This is a genomic window from Pseudomonas batumici, assembly GCF_036585405.1.
Lineage (GTDB): Bacteria > Pseudomonadota > Gammaproteobacteria > Pseudomonadales > Pseudomonadaceae > Aquipseudomonas > Aquipseudomonas batumici.
In genome coordinates this window covers 1,656,476-1,671,361 of the sequence record NZ_CP144470.1, presented here as the reverse complement: position 1 = coordinate 1,671,361, position 14,886 = coordinate 1,656,476, and the positions used below count along the sequence as shown (strand labels likewise).

16 protein-coding genes and 1 pseudogene are annotated in these 14,886 nt (G+C 54.0%); 9 read left to right on the top strand and 8 right to left on the bottom strand.

Features of this window, described 5'->3' with window-relative positions:
• The first annotated feature begins 257 nt into the window (after window positions 1-257).
• Together rssB and rssC are read left to right on the top strand one after the other, a co-directional pair.
• Complete coding sequence (gene rssB, locus NUH87_RS07400) at window positions 258-1,439, top strand: two-component system response regulator RssB (protein ID WP_040066028.1); 1,182 nt, start codon at window positions 258-260, stop codon at window positions 1,437-1,439.
• Window positions 1,439-1,921, top strand: a complete 483-nt coding sequence (gene rssC, locus NUH87_RS07395) for an anti-sigma factor antagonist RssC (RefSeq protein WP_040066027.1) — start codon at window positions 1,439-1,441, stop codon at window positions 1,919-1,921. The genes rssB and rssC overlap by 1 nt, the downstream gene beginning before the upstream one ends.
• Window positions 1,922-2,063: 142 nt before the next feature.
• Here the strand turns inward: rssC and dusA are convergent, their stop codons facing one another.
• On the bottom strand, window positions 2,064-3,065 hold the full coding sequence (dusA, locus tag NUH87_RS07390; RefSeq protein ID WP_338525432.1) for a tRNA dihydrouridine(20/20a) synthase DusA: 1,002 nt from the start codon (window positions 3,063-3,065) through the stop codon (window positions 2,064-2,066).
• A 492-nt stretch (window positions 3,066-3,557) separates the two neighbouring features.
• On the opposite strand from dusA, the gene NUH87_RS07385 reads away from it, so the two are divergent.
• Window positions 3,558-3,836 (top strand): DUF3077 domain-containing protein, encoded by a 279-nt coding sequence (locus tag NUH87_RS07385; protein ID WP_338525431.1) that lies wholly within the window; start codon window positions 3,558-3,560, stop codon window positions 3,834-3,836.
• A gap of 440 nt (window positions 3,837-4,276) precedes the next feature.
• On the opposite strand, the gene NUH87_RS07380 is transcribed toward NUH87_RS07385, so the two are convergent.
• Window positions 4,277-4,612 carry a hypothetical protein gene (locus NUH87_RS07380; RefSeq protein WP_338525430.1) on the bottom strand — a complete coding sequence of 112 codons (336 nt, stop codon included), beginning with the start codon at window positions 4,610-4,612 and terminating at the stop codon, window positions 4,277-4,279.
• A gap of 641 nt (window positions 4,613-5,253) precedes the next feature.
• Window positions 5,254-5,889, bottom strand: a complete 636-nt coding sequence (locus tag NUH87_RS07375; protein ID WP_338525429.1) for a hypothetical protein — start codon at window positions 5,887-5,889, stop codon at window positions 5,254-5,256.
• Between the two features lie 34 nt (window positions 5,890-5,923).
• On the opposite strand from NUH87_RS07375, the gene NUH87_RS07370 reads away from it, so the two are divergent.
• Window positions 5,924-6,619 (top strand): transposase, encoded by a 696-nt coding sequence (locus NUH87_RS07370; protein ID WP_338525428.1) that lies wholly within the window; start codon window positions 5,924-5,926, stop codon window positions 6,617-6,619.
• A 99-nt stretch (window positions 6,620-6,718) separates the two neighbouring features.
• On the opposite strand, the pseudogene NUH87_RS07365 reads toward NUH87_RS07370, so the two are convergent.
• Window positions 6,719-6,958, bottom strand: a pseudogene (locus tag NUH87_RS07365) (tRNA-dihydrouridine synthase); the annotation flags it as partial.
• 249 nt (window positions 6,959-7,207) lie between these two features.
• Here NUH87_RS07365 and NUH87_RS07360 point away from each other — a divergent pair.
• Entirely contained in the window at window positions 7,208-7,675 is a 468-nt protein-coding gene (locus NUH87_RS07360) for a cupin domain-containing protein (RefSeq protein ID WP_338525427.1), read from the top strand.
• Window positions 7,676-7,849: 174 nt separating this feature from the next.
• Here the strand turns inward: NUH87_RS07360 and NUH87_RS07355 are convergent, their stop codons facing one another.
• A complete protein-coding gene (locus tag NUH87_RS07355) occupies window positions 7,850-8,338 on the bottom strand; it encodes a hypothetical protein (RefSeq protein WP_338525426.1) in 489 nt (162 codons plus the stop codon).
• 132 nt (window positions 8,339-8,470) lie between these two features.
• Here NUH87_RS07355 and NUH87_RS07350 point away from each other — a divergent pair, with 132 nt between their 5' ends.
• Entirely contained in the window at window positions 8,471-9,373 is a 903-nt protein-coding gene (locus tag NUH87_RS07350; RefSeq protein WP_338525425.1) for an AraC family transcriptional regulator, read from the top strand.
• A gap of 211 nt (window positions 9,374-9,584) precedes the next feature.
• Here NUH87_RS07350 and NUH87_RS07345 read toward each other — a convergent pair whose 3' ends face one another.
• Window positions 9,585-10,187, bottom strand: coding sequence for a hypothetical protein (locus NUH87_RS07345; RefSeq protein WP_338525424.1), 603 nt, complete (start codon window positions 10,185-10,187; stop codon window positions 9,585-9,587).
• Window positions 10,188-10,561: 374 nt separating this feature from the next.
• Between NUH87_RS07345 and NUH87_RS07340 the strand changes: the two genes are divergently transcribed.
• The 3 genes from NUH87_RS07340 to NUH87_RS07330 all read left to right on the top strand — a co-directional run bounded on the left by NUH87_RS07340 (window position 10,562) and on the right by NUH87_RS07330 (window position 13,194).
• Window positions 10,562-10,822 carry a hypothetical protein gene (locus tag NUH87_RS07340; RefSeq protein ID WP_338525423.1) on the top strand — a complete coding sequence of 87 codons (261 nt, stop codon included), beginning with the start codon at window positions 10,562-10,564 and terminating at the stop codon, window positions 10,820-10,822.
• Window positions 10,823-11,060: 238 nt separating this feature from the next.
• Complete coding sequence (locus NUH87_RS07335) at window positions 11,061-11,579, top strand: GNAT family N-acetyltransferase (RefSeq protein ID WP_338525422.1); 519 nt, start codon at window positions 11,061-11,063, stop codon at window positions 11,577-11,579.
• Window positions 11,580-11,829: 250 nt separating this feature from the next.
• Entirely contained in the window at window positions 11,830-13,194 is a 1,365-nt protein-coding gene (locus NUH87_RS07330) for an ArnT family glycosyltransferase (RefSeq protein WP_422393908.1), read from the top strand.
• 118 nt (window positions 13,195-13,312) lie between these two features.
• Here NUH87_RS07330 and NUH87_RS07325 read toward each other — a convergent pair whose 3' ends face one another.
• Both NUH87_RS07325 and NUH87_RS07320 read right to left on the bottom strand, forming a co-directional pair.
• The gene (locus NUH87_RS07325; RefSeq protein ID WP_338526752.1) at window positions 13,313-13,861 is read right to left on the bottom strand and encodes an RNA 2'-phosphotransferase; all 549 of its coding nucleotides are present in this window, start codon (window positions 13,859-13,861) and stop codon (window positions 13,313-13,315) included.
• Between the two features lie 86 nt (window positions 13,862-13,947).
• Window positions 13,948-14,886, bottom strand: coding sequence for a LysR family transcriptional regulator (locus NUH87_RS07320; protein WP_338525420.1), 939 nt, complete (start codon window positions 14,884-14,886; stop codon window positions 13,948-13,950).

Genomic DNA, 14,886 nt, shown 5'->3' with positions numbered 1-14,886 from the left:
CCGTTGTGGTTTGCACCGTTCTTATAACTCCCGGTGATTTGAGGTGTAAAGACGTCAAGCGACCATCGGCATGAGCTTGAAACGCCCGGCGGATGGGAGTACCGTCTGCGCCTTAGAAGGGCACCTCTGATACCGATGCACCGGACGTGATCGTCCGACCGTTCGAGACAGAGAGGCTAGAAAGCGAATCCAGTAGTACGAGTCGGGCATGTCGCCTTGCTGTCTACGCCAACCTAATTCTGGCGCCGTTTGCCCACATGCAGAAAACCAGTGCCACGCTGCTGATAATTGATGACGACGAAGTAGTGCGTGCAAGCCTTGCGGCCTACTTGGAAGACAGCGGATTCAGCGTCCTGCAGGCCGGCAATGGCTTGCAGGGGCTTGAGGTATTCGAACAGTCCAAGCCCGACCTGGTGATCTGCGACCTGCGCATGCCCCAGATGGGCGGCCTTGAGCTGATTCGTCAGGTGACCGACCTTTCGCCGCAGACGCCGGTGATCGTGGTGTCCGGCGCGGGCGTCATGAATGACGCCGTCGAGGCGTTGCGCCTGGGCGCTGCTGACTACCTGATCAAGCCCCTTGAGGACCTCGCCGTCCTGGAGCACTCCGTGCGCCGGGCGCTGGATCGTGCGCGCCTGCTGCTGGAGAACCAGCGCTACCGCGAGAAGCTGGAAGCCGCCAACCGCGAGCTCGAAGCCAGCCTGCACCTGCTCCAGGAAGACCAGAACGCCGGTCGCCAGGTGCAGATGAACATGCTGCCGACCAGCCCGTGGAGCATCGACAACTTCCAGTTCGCGCACCAGATCATTCCGTCGTTGTACCTGTCGGGCGATTTCGTCGACTACTTCCGGGTCGATGAGCGCCGCGTGGCGTTCTACCTGGCGGATGTGTCCGGCCATGGCGCGTCCTCGGCATTCGTCACCGTGCTGCTGAAGTTCATGACCACGCGCCTGCTGTTCGAATCCAAGCGCAACGGCACCCTGCCGGAGTTCACGCCTTCGCAGGTGCTGGGCCATATCAACCGTGGCCTGATCAACCTCAAGATGGGCAAGCACGTGACCATGGTCGGCGGCGTGATCGATGAAGAGACCGGGTTGCTGACCTACAGCATTGGCGGGCATTTGCCCTTGCCGGTGCTCTATACCCCGGACAGCGTCAGTTACCTGGAAGGCCGTGGTTTGCCGGTGGGTTTGTTCAACGAAGCCACCTATGAAGATCACATTCTGGAGCTGCCGCCGACGTTCAGCCTGACGCTGGTGTCAGATGGCATTCTGGACCTTTTGAAGCAAGATACACTCAAAGAGAAAGAGGCTGCTTTACCTGAATTGGTGAAAACAGCCGGGGGCAGCCTGGATGGCTTGCGCCAGGTCTTTGGATTGGCCACGCTAGGGGAGATGCCGGATGATATCGCCCTGTTAGTGTTGAGCAGGAACATTTGATGAGTACCGGTAGAATCCAGTTCGCCGAGCAGGATGGCACCTTCGTTCTGAAGTTTGTCGGTGAAGTTCGCCTGACCCTCTGTTCAGCGTTGGATGCAACAATTGAAAAGATCTTCACGGCGCTGAATTTCTCGGCCATCGTGATCGATCTGACCGAAACCCGCAGCATTGACAGCACCACGCTGGGCTTGTTGGCCAAGCTGTCGATCCTGTCGCGGCAGAAGGTCGGGCTGTTGCCGACCGTGGTCACCACCCACGACGACATCACCCGGCTGCTGGAGTCTATGGGCTTCGACCAGGTCTTCAACATCGTCAACCGGCCGATCCCGTGCCCGGAATGCCTGACCGACCTGCCATCGCAGGACCAGTCGGAAGAGGTGGTGCGGGTCAAGGTGCTGGAAGCGCACAAGATCCTCATGGGCTTGAACGATTCGAACCGCGAGGCGTTTCACGACCTGGTGAATGCGCTGGAGCGCACCTGACCGTCTGACGCCGCGAGCGTACAAAAAAGGGCGACATCTACTCAGATGTCGCCCTTTTTGCGCTCCTTGGAAAGCAACATGGCCCCTTGTAGGGGCCGAGCTTGCTCGCGATGAACGATAACGCGGTCTCTATCCGGTCGCGTTACCGCCCCTCCAACAACTCCCCCGCCTGATCCAACAATGCCAACGGATCCTTGGTCTTGTGAATATCCACCGACAACAACTGCCGAAACCTCCGCGCGCCCGGAAACCCGGTGCCCAGCCCCAGCACATGCCGGGTGATATGGTGCATGGCGCCACCCTCAGCGATATGCGCGGCCACATAAGGCCGCAACTGCGCCAGGGCCTCGGCCCGTGAAATCACCGGTGCGTCACTGCCGAACAACTGCTGGTCCACCTCCGCCAGCAGATACGGGTTGTGATATGCCTCGCGGCCCAGCATCACCCCGTCGAAGGTCTGCAAATGCTCGTGGCACTGCTCCAGGGTCTTGATCCCGCCGTTGAGGATGATTTCCAGGGCCGGGAAGTCCTGCTTCAACTGGGCGGCCACGTCATAGCGCAGCGGCGGAATATCGCGGTTTTCCTTGGGCGACAGGCCTTCCAGGATCGCAATCCGCGCATGCACGGTGAAACTGCCGCAACCGGCGTCACGCACCTTGCCGACGAAGTCGCAGAGTTCGGCGTAACTGTCCCGTCCGTTGATGCCGATGCGGTGTTTGACCGTGACCGGAATCGACACGGCGTCGCGCATGGCTTTCACGCAATCGGCCACCAGCTCGGGGTGCCCCATGAGGCAAGCGCCGATCATATTGTTCTGCACCCGGTCGCTGGGGCAGCCGACGTTGAGGTTCACCTCGTCGTAACCGGCCTCCTGGGCCAGGCGGGCGCAGGCGGCAAGGTCCGCGGGCACGCTGCCGCCCAGTTGCAGGGCCAGCGGGTGCTCGGCTTCGTCGTGGCGCAGGAAACGCTCGTGATCACCGTGGAGCAGGGTGCCGGTGGTGACCATTTCGGTGTAGAGCAGGGTGTGCTTGGAGAGCAGGCGTAGGAAGAACCTGCAGTGGCGGTCAGTCCAGTCCATCATCGGCGCAACGCTGAAGCGTCGAGATGGCTCGGAGCGGGAAGGGGTAGCGTCGTTCAAAGGCATGGAAAGTCTGTCGCTGTGGGCGCAGCCGGCGCAGGGCGCGGGCTTGAGTGGCGTAAGGCTGAATGGGTCGCAGTTTATCAGGAAATGGGTTTTATCACCGGGACAGGCAGTGCGGCCGAACTTTGAAATGTTTCGCTTCAAATGCTGGCTTGAGCGGTCCTGATGCTTCGCTATCCTTGAACTGTCGCTGCCCATTCAGCGACCGGGCCTGAGAATCCGTGAAACAATAGGCGCACAGGCGCCACCATCCATTAGACTGCTGGCGCTATTTTTGTGTCCGCACGTCTGTGTAATGGCGGCTGTGCGCGGGAGGCCTCGCGGTCTGCCGGGTTCCTATTGTCCCGGTTTCTCAGCCTGCGCACAGCTGCCACCCTTCGCCTGAGAACGAGTGTGGCTGCTCCCTACATTAGGAGTTACGCGCATGATCGTTTTTACGGAGTCCCGTTTTCAATTTGCAAACCTCTGCAATCAAGCCGTCGCTGGAGGTGCTCAATGACCAATCCACCTTCAAACAAAACCCTGGGTGTTATCACTTTTTCCACGTGCGGCTCCCAAGGCCGTGAATTGTTCCGGGTCAATCCTGGTATTCCCATTCTGGAAGCTATGGAGCATGCCTCCCTTCTGCTGTATTGCGCTAAAGCGCTCTCTCTGGATGCCGCACTGGAGGCGGATGGAGAGCGCTACGCTTGGGCATCGCATTATCTGGGGGAGATGGGTAAAGCTGTGATTGATGATTTGACGCAGGGGATGCTGCGCGGGGCATCAGTGTAGGCTGACTTGTCAAAGGAAAAGGGGCTGCGAGATTTAAATAAATCTGTCCCCTTTTCCTGCAAAAAGGGGGCTGGTGTGAGCTATAAAATCTGATTGGCGGCCGGCAGTCACCGCCTGAGTGTCAAGGTTTCTCTGGGGCAGTTGACTGCCAGGGCGGTACAGGTTTTCTCACTACCGCTTGATCCACATGGATGTCAGGCACGATTCGGTCGTAGCCAATGAAGAGGAAACGGGTTCTACAGGTTCAACCGATCAGGTTGAGTTAAAGGGCAAACCCTGCAGTTGAACACTGCTGACGCGGTGGCTTTTAACCTTGACTTAAGACCGGCGAATGGGCTTCAAGCCTTTTCGATCCGTCCAGCACGTCGATTTGGCAAAACATCGCAGCGACGGGGACGACCGCGGGGACCGGAACTCTGGGCCCCGCGGTGGCAGATCAGCTAGCCAACTCTGATAATCGGCCCTGCACCCGTAGTTATCGAAGAAGTAGATTTGAAGGTGAGCGAGACATCGCTCACGGTAAAGGTTTCCTGGCCGCGCCCGGTGTTCGCCATGGTGGCCCATCGCATTTGAGAATATCCAGAAGTGGTGGCAATACCTTTGCCCGCGGTCTGGTTATCAATCTGTCCACAAGTGAATACCATGGACTGTTTCCCATCTGCCAGATTGTTGTTCCACCACCGCGCATTGACGATCGTGTTGCTGTCCTCTTTTACGTCATTGAGTTGGATAGTGAACGTCGCCGATTTGAGGTCAAGGCCCGATTGGTTGTGCAAAAGTGGAGCGAGTTTTGGGGATGGGTTCGTGAGGGGGGGTAATACTCCGGGGTGTTCAGGGTGAGCGACACTGGGCTGGGCAGATCCAAGGTGATCTGGATACCATTCTGGTTGAAGAGGACGTAGGTTTGAACTTGCCCGATGGAGTCGTTCGGGACTTTTTCCTTGAGTGCTTCAGACATTTTAATTTCCTTTTTTTATATGCGCTGAAATTCTAGAAAAGAATTTCTCCCTGTTACGCGATCCCAGCCTTGGAAACGCGCTTGGCAATTCTTGATGGGCGGATTCACTCTGTCAAATTTTAAAAGCCTAATTCGTCAATTTTTTCTTTATTGCTAAAGAGAGAAGCAGAAATGGGGACGGATTTATTTAGGAAATGGGGGCAAGGAAATGGGGACAGATTTATTTTTACCAAAAAGAAAGGGGACAGATTTATTTTTTAAAAAAGGGGGCGGATTTATTTTTAATCTGTCCCCTTTTTTAATTGCCGCTTGCTGGTCATGGCTATCAAATAGTTGAGCATTACCCTTGGATGAAAAAAACGTTGAATGTGGTAGCTGCTCGACGTCATGGGGGCTTGTCACAGAAATAAAAAGGTCCGACACCTCGGGCTTGAGTGAGGTGTTGTTGGCGAGTCAAGGTCATGAATCAACCAGCTCTTCCTTGAGTGAGAGGAGCAGATACGGCGCCTCTGGGTCTGTTTCCACAAGGGTGAGTGTAAGCTCCATATAGGGATGTTTCGTACGATGTCCTGTATGTAGTCGCTGGTCGAGCTTGAAATGAAACTGCCGAGCTCTAGGTTGCCGGTTATAGGCTTTACGCACGGCGTGAAATAGATCACGCAACCGGCTCTCGTAGGTTGAACCACATTGATGCTTGTTGTTCTGCACCGTTCTGTCCCAGGCCAGTGATGTGACAGACAGTGGGTACATCAGCGCATCGATGCAGTCTTCATTCGATTGTTGGGGGCATGAGAGTTCTCCTGTTGAGAGAAACCATCTACTCCAGCCTCCAGATGGCCGAGACGATCCAGAGAGATCAGATGGGTGCTCATAGGGGCCGTGATGCCCCAGGTGCTGGCGGGGAGAGCGGCTTCCAGGGCGGTCAGGTCGAGCAACTGGAGAAGGGGCGATAGCTTCATGAGAAGGGTCTGGGTGATAGAAACCCGAATCCTCTTCAAAATGACGCACGATCACAGCAAGAAAACAGGTTTGCAGCGGATTACATTTTTTTGGATGGGTTGGGACCAAAAGGGGACAGATTTGTTTTTTCTCCATTTGCTATGCTCGTACCTCCACGGAAGGAGGTTTTATGCCAAGAATGGGACGTGTTGTTTTACCGAGCTACCCTCATCACATTGTTCAGCGAGGGCACAATCGTCAGGTTGTGTTTGCGGAGGCTGGTGATTTTCAGCGTTATTTGTACGATTTACGTGAGCTCAAGGACGTGTTCGGGGTCAAGGTCTACGCGTACTGCCTCATGACTAATCATGTGCATCTGTTACTAGCTCCCGGTGAGTCTACTACTGGTCTAGGACGGTTGATGAAAGCTTTGGCTGCACGAATGACTCGCTATCGCAATAAGCTTGAAGGGTGTTCCGGCACGTTGTGGGAAGGTCGTTACAAATCAAGTCTTGTGCAGTCAGATTGCTATCTGCTCGCATGCAGTCGTTACATCGAGTTAAATCCAGTTCGGGCCAAAATGGTTTCTCAGCCCGAAGATTATGCCTGGTCAAGTTACAAGTTACGTTTTAGTGAGCAGGCTTGCGATAATTGGCTCGACACGGACCCTTGTTTTGATGCTCTCGGTCATACCTTGGAGGACCGGAGGCTTAAGTATCGGACCTTTGTGAGTCAGGATGTTTCATCTGAAGAGCTGACATTGATTCGAGAAGCGCTACAGCGCGGTCAACTGACTGGAAATACTTGTTTTGTTGATGAGATTGAGGCGGTTATGGGCTTGCGGATAGAGCGGCGTGGGCAAGGAAGACCCGTCAGACGTATCTAAAATAAATTGACCGGAAAGGGGACGGATTTATTTTTCCCAGTTGCTCGCTGCTGATGTTTGATGGCATCTGCGAGGTTAAATAAATCTGTCCCCTTTCTGGTCGAGGTTCACTTCGTCGTAACCGGCCTCCTGGGCCAGGCGGGCGCAGGCGGCGAGGTCGGCGGGCACGCTGCCGCCCAGTTGCAGGGCCAGCGGGTGCTCGGCTTCGTCGTGACGGAGGAAACGCTCGTGGTCTCCGTGGAGCAGGGCGCCGGTGGTGACCATTTCGGTGTAGAGCAAAGTGTGCTTGGAGAGCAGGTGTAGGAAGAACCTGCAGTGGCGGTTAGTCCAATCCATCATCGGGGCTACGGAGATGCGCCGGGAGAGGGGGGCGGGTGGAGCGGTGAGTAGGGGGATTGGCGTTTCCGGAATGGGTGGGGCAAAAAGGAGGAGTTTATCAGGAATGGGGTGGCATGGCTGAAGGGGGTGAGCGGTGTCGAGTGTTTCGGTGTGTCTTCAACTATGATCAGTTAAGCAGACAGTCTTAGGAGGCCGATGCCTGCGTGCTCAATATCCCGACCTCGTTCAAACCGCTCTGAGGAGAATACGATGTACAACAAACTCGCAGCGTTATCTATTGTCTTTGCGATGGGTTGCCTTGGGGCGTCAACGGGTTGGGCTGAGCCTGGCGCTTACATGATGGTTACCCCAAAGGACATCAAGTGGGTCGATAACCCCTCTTTACCAAAGGGTGCAAAAATCGCCGTCCTCCAGGGCGACCCCAACGTTGGCCAATATATCGTGCGAGTAAAACTCCCGCCGAACTATATTATTCCCGCCCATACTCATCCCGACGAGCGTACAGTCACCGTGATCTCGGGGACGTGGTATCACGGCTATGGGGATAAATTCGATGCGACAAAATTGCATGAGTTTCCGGCCGGAAGCATTTATGGCGAGGGTCACATGAGGCATTTTGGGGCAAGCAAAGGCGCAGAGGTCATCCTTCAGGTGGAGGGCCCCGGACCAGCCGGGATTGACTACGTCAACCCTGCAGACGATCCAAGAAAAAAATAGCGTTTACTCTGAAACTACTGGCAAAAGGGGACAGATTTATTTTTCTCAGCTATCCGCTGCTGATGTTTAATGGTTTCTGGGAAGTTAAATAAATCTGTCCCCTTTTCACTTTTCAATACAGCACCCAAGCTTTCACGAGAGGTGCTTAATGACTAACCCACCTTCAAGCAACCCCTAAGTGTTTGTGCGCCTTTTCCCGTCACGTAAGTAGAGAACTTGCGCGATGATGCCAATTATCAGCACGATGAGGATGCAGCCTTGCGCGCCAATCAGCAATGGCGAGTGCGGGTCAGTCACTATAGGGTGGCCATCCGGCACTCGGCGCAATGTCTCAGAGACGGTGGGCACCATCAGGAAGAATGCCGTCAGGCTCAAGAGAATGGTTTCAATGTAAACGCCGGCTCTACCCAGCCAACGTAATAATCCTATCCCGTAGCCTGCAAGCAGAAGTGCAATCGTCACTGCACCAATAATTTTGCTGGCTGGTTGATGCGCCACGAGAAACACGGTACAGGCACCGATCAGCATTGAAGCCAGGTAGAGCAAGCCAGGTGTAGACCGAGGAACAATACGTCCGTAGCGCCCGAACATATAAGCGGCCAGCGGAATCGCTGGCAGACTGCCGAGGGTGTGTAACCAGCCAAGGGGGGAGATCCCGAACATGTAGATATTTTCCGTCTGGTTGGATGATATGCATAGGCACCTGAGCGGCCAATGCGCAAGAAGCGCATGGTTCAGTGGTCGTGACGCGATATGCTTACAGGCTCAGGTTAGCGACGGCACGGCCAATCGGACATGATGAAATCCCTGGAAAACTTGATCATTCTTCCAGAAATACAGCTGGAAGGGTTTGCTGCAGCCGACCTGCTCTCCCAGGTATTGGCGAAAATTCGTCTGACGGGCGATCGTGTCTACTCATGCATGCTTGAGAGCGCCGACGAGCTTGTGTTGGATGAGAAAAGCGCTCATGTCTGTATGCTGCGGGAGGGAGAACTGCAGATCCAGAGCGATGATCAGCAGGTAATGACGATTGGGCGGGGTGATATCCTTCTGCTGCCGCACACTCCATCAGGGCTGAAGATCTCGGCTTGCACGGAGCTGGCAGAGGTTGTTATCTGCCGATTCTGGTTCGATGCGAGCAGCTTTGAAGCGATGGTATTTGCCCTGCCATGGATGATCCACATTAGACAGGCCGACGCCGTGGCTTGGTCGGAAGGTATCCTGCATTTCATGTTGCTCGAAGCTAATGACACACAGCCGGGCGGAGCATTGATGGTGTCACGCCTCATCGACCTTGTGGTCATTCGCATACTGCGAACGTGGGTTCAGCAAGCTGCTGCTTCAGGATGGCTGAGGGCCTTGTCTGATGCACGTGTCGCTCGTGCTTTGAAAGCAATCCACGAAGCGCCCGGTCAGCAGTGGAGCATCAGTGCGCTGTCGGCGATTGCTGGCATGTCACGGTCCAACTTCTGCGAGCGGTTCAACACGCTTGTCGGACGTCCCCCTTTGCGGTATCAGAATGAGTGGCGGTTGACGCTAGCCAAAAACATGCTTTTGAAGGGATGCAGTCGTGTTGGTGAGGTCGGCTTTGCGATTGGATATGAATCGGAAGCTGCTTTCAGCCGTGCCTACAAAGCTTTTTTCGGCCGCTCGCCCCGCGACGATAACACCTGGACTGCCCCTGAAGGTCAAAATTGAATCGAGGCTTTTGGCGGCTCAGTTCTCGATTGATTTGAGAGGGGGGAATGGAGACGGATTTATTTTTTCCAGCTGTCTGCTGGTGATGCTTAACGCTATCAGCTAGGTTAAATAAATCTATCCCATTTTTGCAGCCACCTTTTTGCATATCTAGTTTTTATTTTTCTATTTTTTGGCATGAGTGAGGCTACAGTGGGATCAATGATATGCACTAGGTGTCTACCTTAAGTGCACTCCTAAGACTTGCCAGCGCATCTTCCAGACTAGAGGCATATTTTTTAACAGCTTTCAAATCACCGGACCTAATCGCACTTTCCAATTTTAGGACTATTTCCTTTGTGGCTTCGGTTGCGCCAACAATAACGCTCGAGATTTTCGCTGCATCGGTAAGGCCTAAGCTTTTTGCGGTTTCACCAAAAAATGGGAAAGACTCAATTATAGGTTTTATTGTTTCAATGGTTTTTTGAATCTTTGAAAGATGTTTGAAGGCGAAGGATTGTGTGAGGAAGGAGAGTTCTGTTATTTGTAGTGCGACTCCTTGGAGTGAGTCAAGTAGGGGGAGGTCGTCCTTTATTCGCTTGGTAATGCGTCGAGTCCTAAGATTGCTAAAGAGAAAAAAGAACAAGCAGACAAATGTCAGGGTGCACCCTACTAAGAATGCCGGAAGCTTTAATTTTTCGGAGAAAAAATTCGAAACTATAATTATAAGCAAGCCGCCAAAACCAAACGCAAGGGCAAAGCCGCCTGTTTTGAAGAGACGCTCAAGCGCCTTCGACAAGGAATCGCTTATTGGAACTATGGGGTCCTTTTGCATGAAATTCTCCACAATATCTAACGTAGCTGCACCTTGCTGGAGCTTCAGGCTAGCACTTGATGTTTTAGCTGAGAAATAGGCATTACGCCACTAATGCTGAGCGGTGTAGATGACTCTGCGGCACCGCTTTTGCCACGGCCATCCATGCTCCAGCGTATTTTCGGCGACCTTCCGAACCTGGGATGACCGCTCCGGCATCCGGGTTGTTAGCCAAGTGGAACATGAAAGCCCCACGTTTTCTTCAGTCCAGTAATGCTTCCGGTTGTATAGCCACCTCCAGCGTTCTATAGTCGGCCGCTTGCGGCAAACTCCGCGAACGACCTTGGCCGGTCGGAATGGCAGCAGCTCTTGGCAACCAACGGGAGCTTCACTCAATGGACTACACCCCTCTCGATTCATCCAAACCCACCGAACACACGATCCTCTTCATCGACAGACAAGCGCCACTCCCCGATCTGCTGGCCTGTGCCGCCCAACGCATTACCTCTGCACGGGATATGCTGGACAGTGTGTCTTGCATGAGCACTCATCACTCGGATGGCATCGATTTGATGCGCATTTCCGGCGTGGCCGCATTGTTGCTGCAGGATGGTTGTGATGTGTTGCGGGTCGTCGAGCAGCGCATAAGAAGCTGATGGCGTATCTGTCCACTGTGGGAGCGTCGATCGATTGCTTCCACAACAGATTTATTTTTCCCTGCTGTTCACTGCTGATGCTTGATCGCTATCTGCAGGGCAAACTATATTTGTCGCCTTTTCGCACCGTTTTCGCTGGAAAATCAGTCGCCTAATCAATATAAGTCGCCATCAGACTCAACAGCCAAGAGCCCGCAGTAACGCTCCGTGCCAGGACACGATAAGAGGTTTCGCGCCTATGCAAGTCAGCCACATCACAATCAGGCCGCTGTCGGAGAGCGATGCCGAGACCTACAGAACAATCCGCCTTCGTGCGATTGCGGATTCCCCAACTGCCATCTGGCCAACAACTGAAGAAGAGCAGGCGAGGCCAGTGGCAGACATCGAGGCTCGGCTTCGTGTCACGGCGCATCAGATTGTGTTCGGCGCTTTTGCGGAACAAACCCTGGTGGGGATCGCCGGCCTGCGGCGTGAGCCGCTTCGGCAGGTCCAGCACAAAGGGCTTGTGTGGGGCGTCTTTGTTGACCCGGCACATCGCCGAAATGGCGTGGCCAGAAGACTCTTCGAAGCGGTGTTCGTGCACGCCAAGGCGACTGGCGTCATTCAGATCCATCTGTGCGTCAATACTGAGAACGCCCGCGCAAGAAGCTTCTATCGGTCGCTCGGATTCGATCCCTTCGGCATCGAGTCGCGGGCACTACGGGTCGGTGAACGCTTTTATGATGAGGAGCATATGATGTTGCGCCTGGACGACTAACTGAATGCGCTTGTTTCAGTTCTCAAGTGAACGCTCGTAAACGGTTGCTCCAGGTTTCTGCTACGCCTTGCTTCATTCGTTGGTGGTGTAATATTAAACGTCGGAGAAGCTCGATAGAGGCTATGATTAGCCTCAGGTCAAGCATTGTGCTGAATCGGTTTATGTGAGCAGAAAGCTAGTCAATGCTGCTCTGTGATTTTTTGTAATTGGGGTGCTATATTGTTAACGGTTTTTTGGAAGTATTGAATATATGGATATTCTAATAAAGCAAGTCATTAGAAAGCCCAGTCTAAGCATTTTTCTGGTAACGCTCGTTATATTCATGGGGTTGCAATACAAGGCATCCATCACTAACTATACAACGCGTTTTGTTGATTTTGCTGAATATATGTTGCATCACGGTGTGACGCTGTTCCCCATTGCGGAGGACTTGCAGCCTTACCCCGATTATACGATTGCACATACTTTTTTGGTTTATTTGTTTTCTTTGCCTTTTGGTCGGCTTTCCATTCTCTCGATGGGGTTGCCCTATTGCATCGCTGCGGCGTTAATGTTGGTCTTTGTCTACAAGTTAGGGGCATTGCACGAAAAGAAATGGGGGCTGTATGGTGTCTTTTTTTCGCTGTTTACCTGGGCGTTTCTAGACAGTGTCAATTTTTGGGCGCTTGATATTTATCCCGCGCTCTTTACGGTGACCTGTTTTTACTCTGTGTATTCTGCGGAATTGAAAAACGACAAGTCACGTTTGGCCTTTGTGTTTGTAGGGTTGGCGCTTGGCTTTGTGTTTCGTGGCCCTATTGGCTTGGTCGTTCCTGCGATCGTTGTGGCCTGTTATTATTTATTGAATCGGCAGTGGCGAGCTTTATTCTTGTTTTCGTTGTTGGCGGGCTTGCTTTTCATTGCAGGCGTTGTGTTGTTGGCATGGGCTGCTTATCTGCAGGGCGGCACGGCTTTCATGCAAGATGTATTGGTGATGCAAGGCTTGGGGCGAGTGGTGAATGATCATTCACCGCGCTATTATTTTTATTTTACCAGCGGGCTGATTGCCTACGGGGTGACTGCTTTTTTTGCGTTGATCGTGATCGCTAAAAAACACAAGCAATTCTTCTGCTTTCCCCGGCAGCCTGACACTAATATGCTGCTTTATCTCACGGCGTGTCTTTTTGCTATTGTTGTGTTTTTTACAATCCCGTATTCGAAAAAAATGCGCTATATACTATCCATTACGCCTGCCGTTTCTTTGCTGGCGGCCTATATTTTTATTGATAAGGGAAACGTGTTTTCCGGTGCAAAAAAATGGTTCTTAAAGTTTTGCCTGGCACTCCCGGTTGTGGGTTTGGGACTGACTTTAATTGTTTTTATTTATAATTTCTATGCGGAGCATCCGCTGTTGCCAAACTATACGGGTGTTTTGATCAGTTTTGTCGTTCTTGTGGGGGCTCGTAATGTTGTAAGTAAATATTACTCCGGGCATTCGTCTCGTGAACTGATCACCCTGCTGTTCGGGGTTGCTGCATTTCTCTCATTGGATGCTTTTTTCTTTAACTCCATCACCTATCACCTTGAATTGGCGAACGAGCCGACGCCAAAGTTTCTCCCGTATTGGTTTTGGTAGGTGTATCCAGTCATGGGTACAGACAGGGCATGGATCCCAATGAAGTCCATCTGCGCGGCTGAGAGCGTAACCGATGCCCATCGCCTGCTGGCGGATGGGCCTCTGCCGCTACGAGTCATCAAGGCAGTCGGATAAACGCCATTGGCACATGCTCGGTCAACCAGACACCGTTTTCGGCCTGATAAAACCTGAAACCCTGCTCATGCATCTGCAAGGCGCTGATCGTCAGCAGCACGGGTTTGCCATAACGCTGGCCGACTGCAATGGCGGTCTCGACTTCATGGGAAAGGTGCACGTGATGACGCTGACCGGCGATCAGCCCTTGTTGCTCGATAGATTCCAGAAACCGCGTCGCCGTGCCGTGATAGAGAAGCTGTGGCGGTACTTTCTGTGGATATTGGCGGCTGACTTCAGGTGTCGAATGCCCTTGTACGGCGCGGATTCGCTGTCCGTCCTGAGAGCGTTCAAAGCGCTTCTTGTCGCTGCTGGACACCACCGCCTCAATGATCGCGTGGTCCAGTGAACGACCTCCCTTGGCTGCACCGCTGATCAAGTCGGCGAGGTCAGCCCAACCTTCTGCGTCGAGGGTCAGCCCAATACTGTGGGGTTCGTGGCGCAGCACGTAGCTGAGGAACTTACTGGTTTCGTTGAGCGACTTCTGACTCATGACGGCCTTGTCTTGATCTTGGGGGAGCGGCAAGGGTACTCTTTTCCGATTCACTCCCGCAGCAACCTTCACTATCGGCACCGGCTTCATGGCCTCTGCTCCAGAACCGTCTCGGCTCTCCATTGCGCCGCGGCGAGCCGGGAGGTAAAGAAATCGGCCAAGGCACTCACCTTCGCCGGCCGTGCACGAGCCGTGGGTGTCACGAAATAAAGTCCCCCTTCAGGCAAGCGCCAATCGGTCAACAATGGCTCGAGCTGCTGGTCGCGCAAATACTGTGTTGCGATGAACTCGGGGATCTCGGTGATGGCCTGTCCGGCAAGGACGGTGGGCAACAAGGCTTCCACGCTCGTTGCCCGTAACCCGCCGGTGGGCACAACGGTGCATTCCTCGGCGCTTTTGGTGTGAGTAAAGCGCCAGACGTCACGTCTGTTCCTGTTGATGTAGCTCAGGCACGGGTGGGCACCCAGCTCGCTCGGGTGTTGGGGGCGACCATGGCGGGACAGGTAGTCAGGGGACGCCACCAGGAACCTGCGCACTGGGGCAATGAGACGCGCGACGAGTGACGAGTCTTCCATGACGGCGATGCGCAGGGCGGCGTCAAAGCCCTCGCCAATCAAGTCGGCTTGTGCGTCCGTGGAATGCAGGTCGATGGATATGTCCGGATAGATCCGAAAGAACTCGGGCAGCAACGGGGCGACCCAGCGAGCGCCAAAGGAGAGCGGCACCGCGAGCTTTACCAGGCCACGGGGGCGGCTCGCTGTCTCACGGGCGAAATCCTCGGCTTCCTCGGCCTGCGCGTAGAGGCTTGCCGCTCGCTCGGCGAGCGAGCGGCCATAGTCCGTGAGCGCAAGCCGTCGGGAGGTGCGGTTGAACAATCGACCTCCCAAGCGCCCTTCAAGACGGCTGACGGCCCGCGAGACCGTCGCCACCGAGACCCCCATGGCGGTCGCCGCCGCCGCAAATGAACCTTCTTCGGCAACCTTCCCGAACATCGCGAACCCTTCGAAATCTGGCAGCTTGGACAT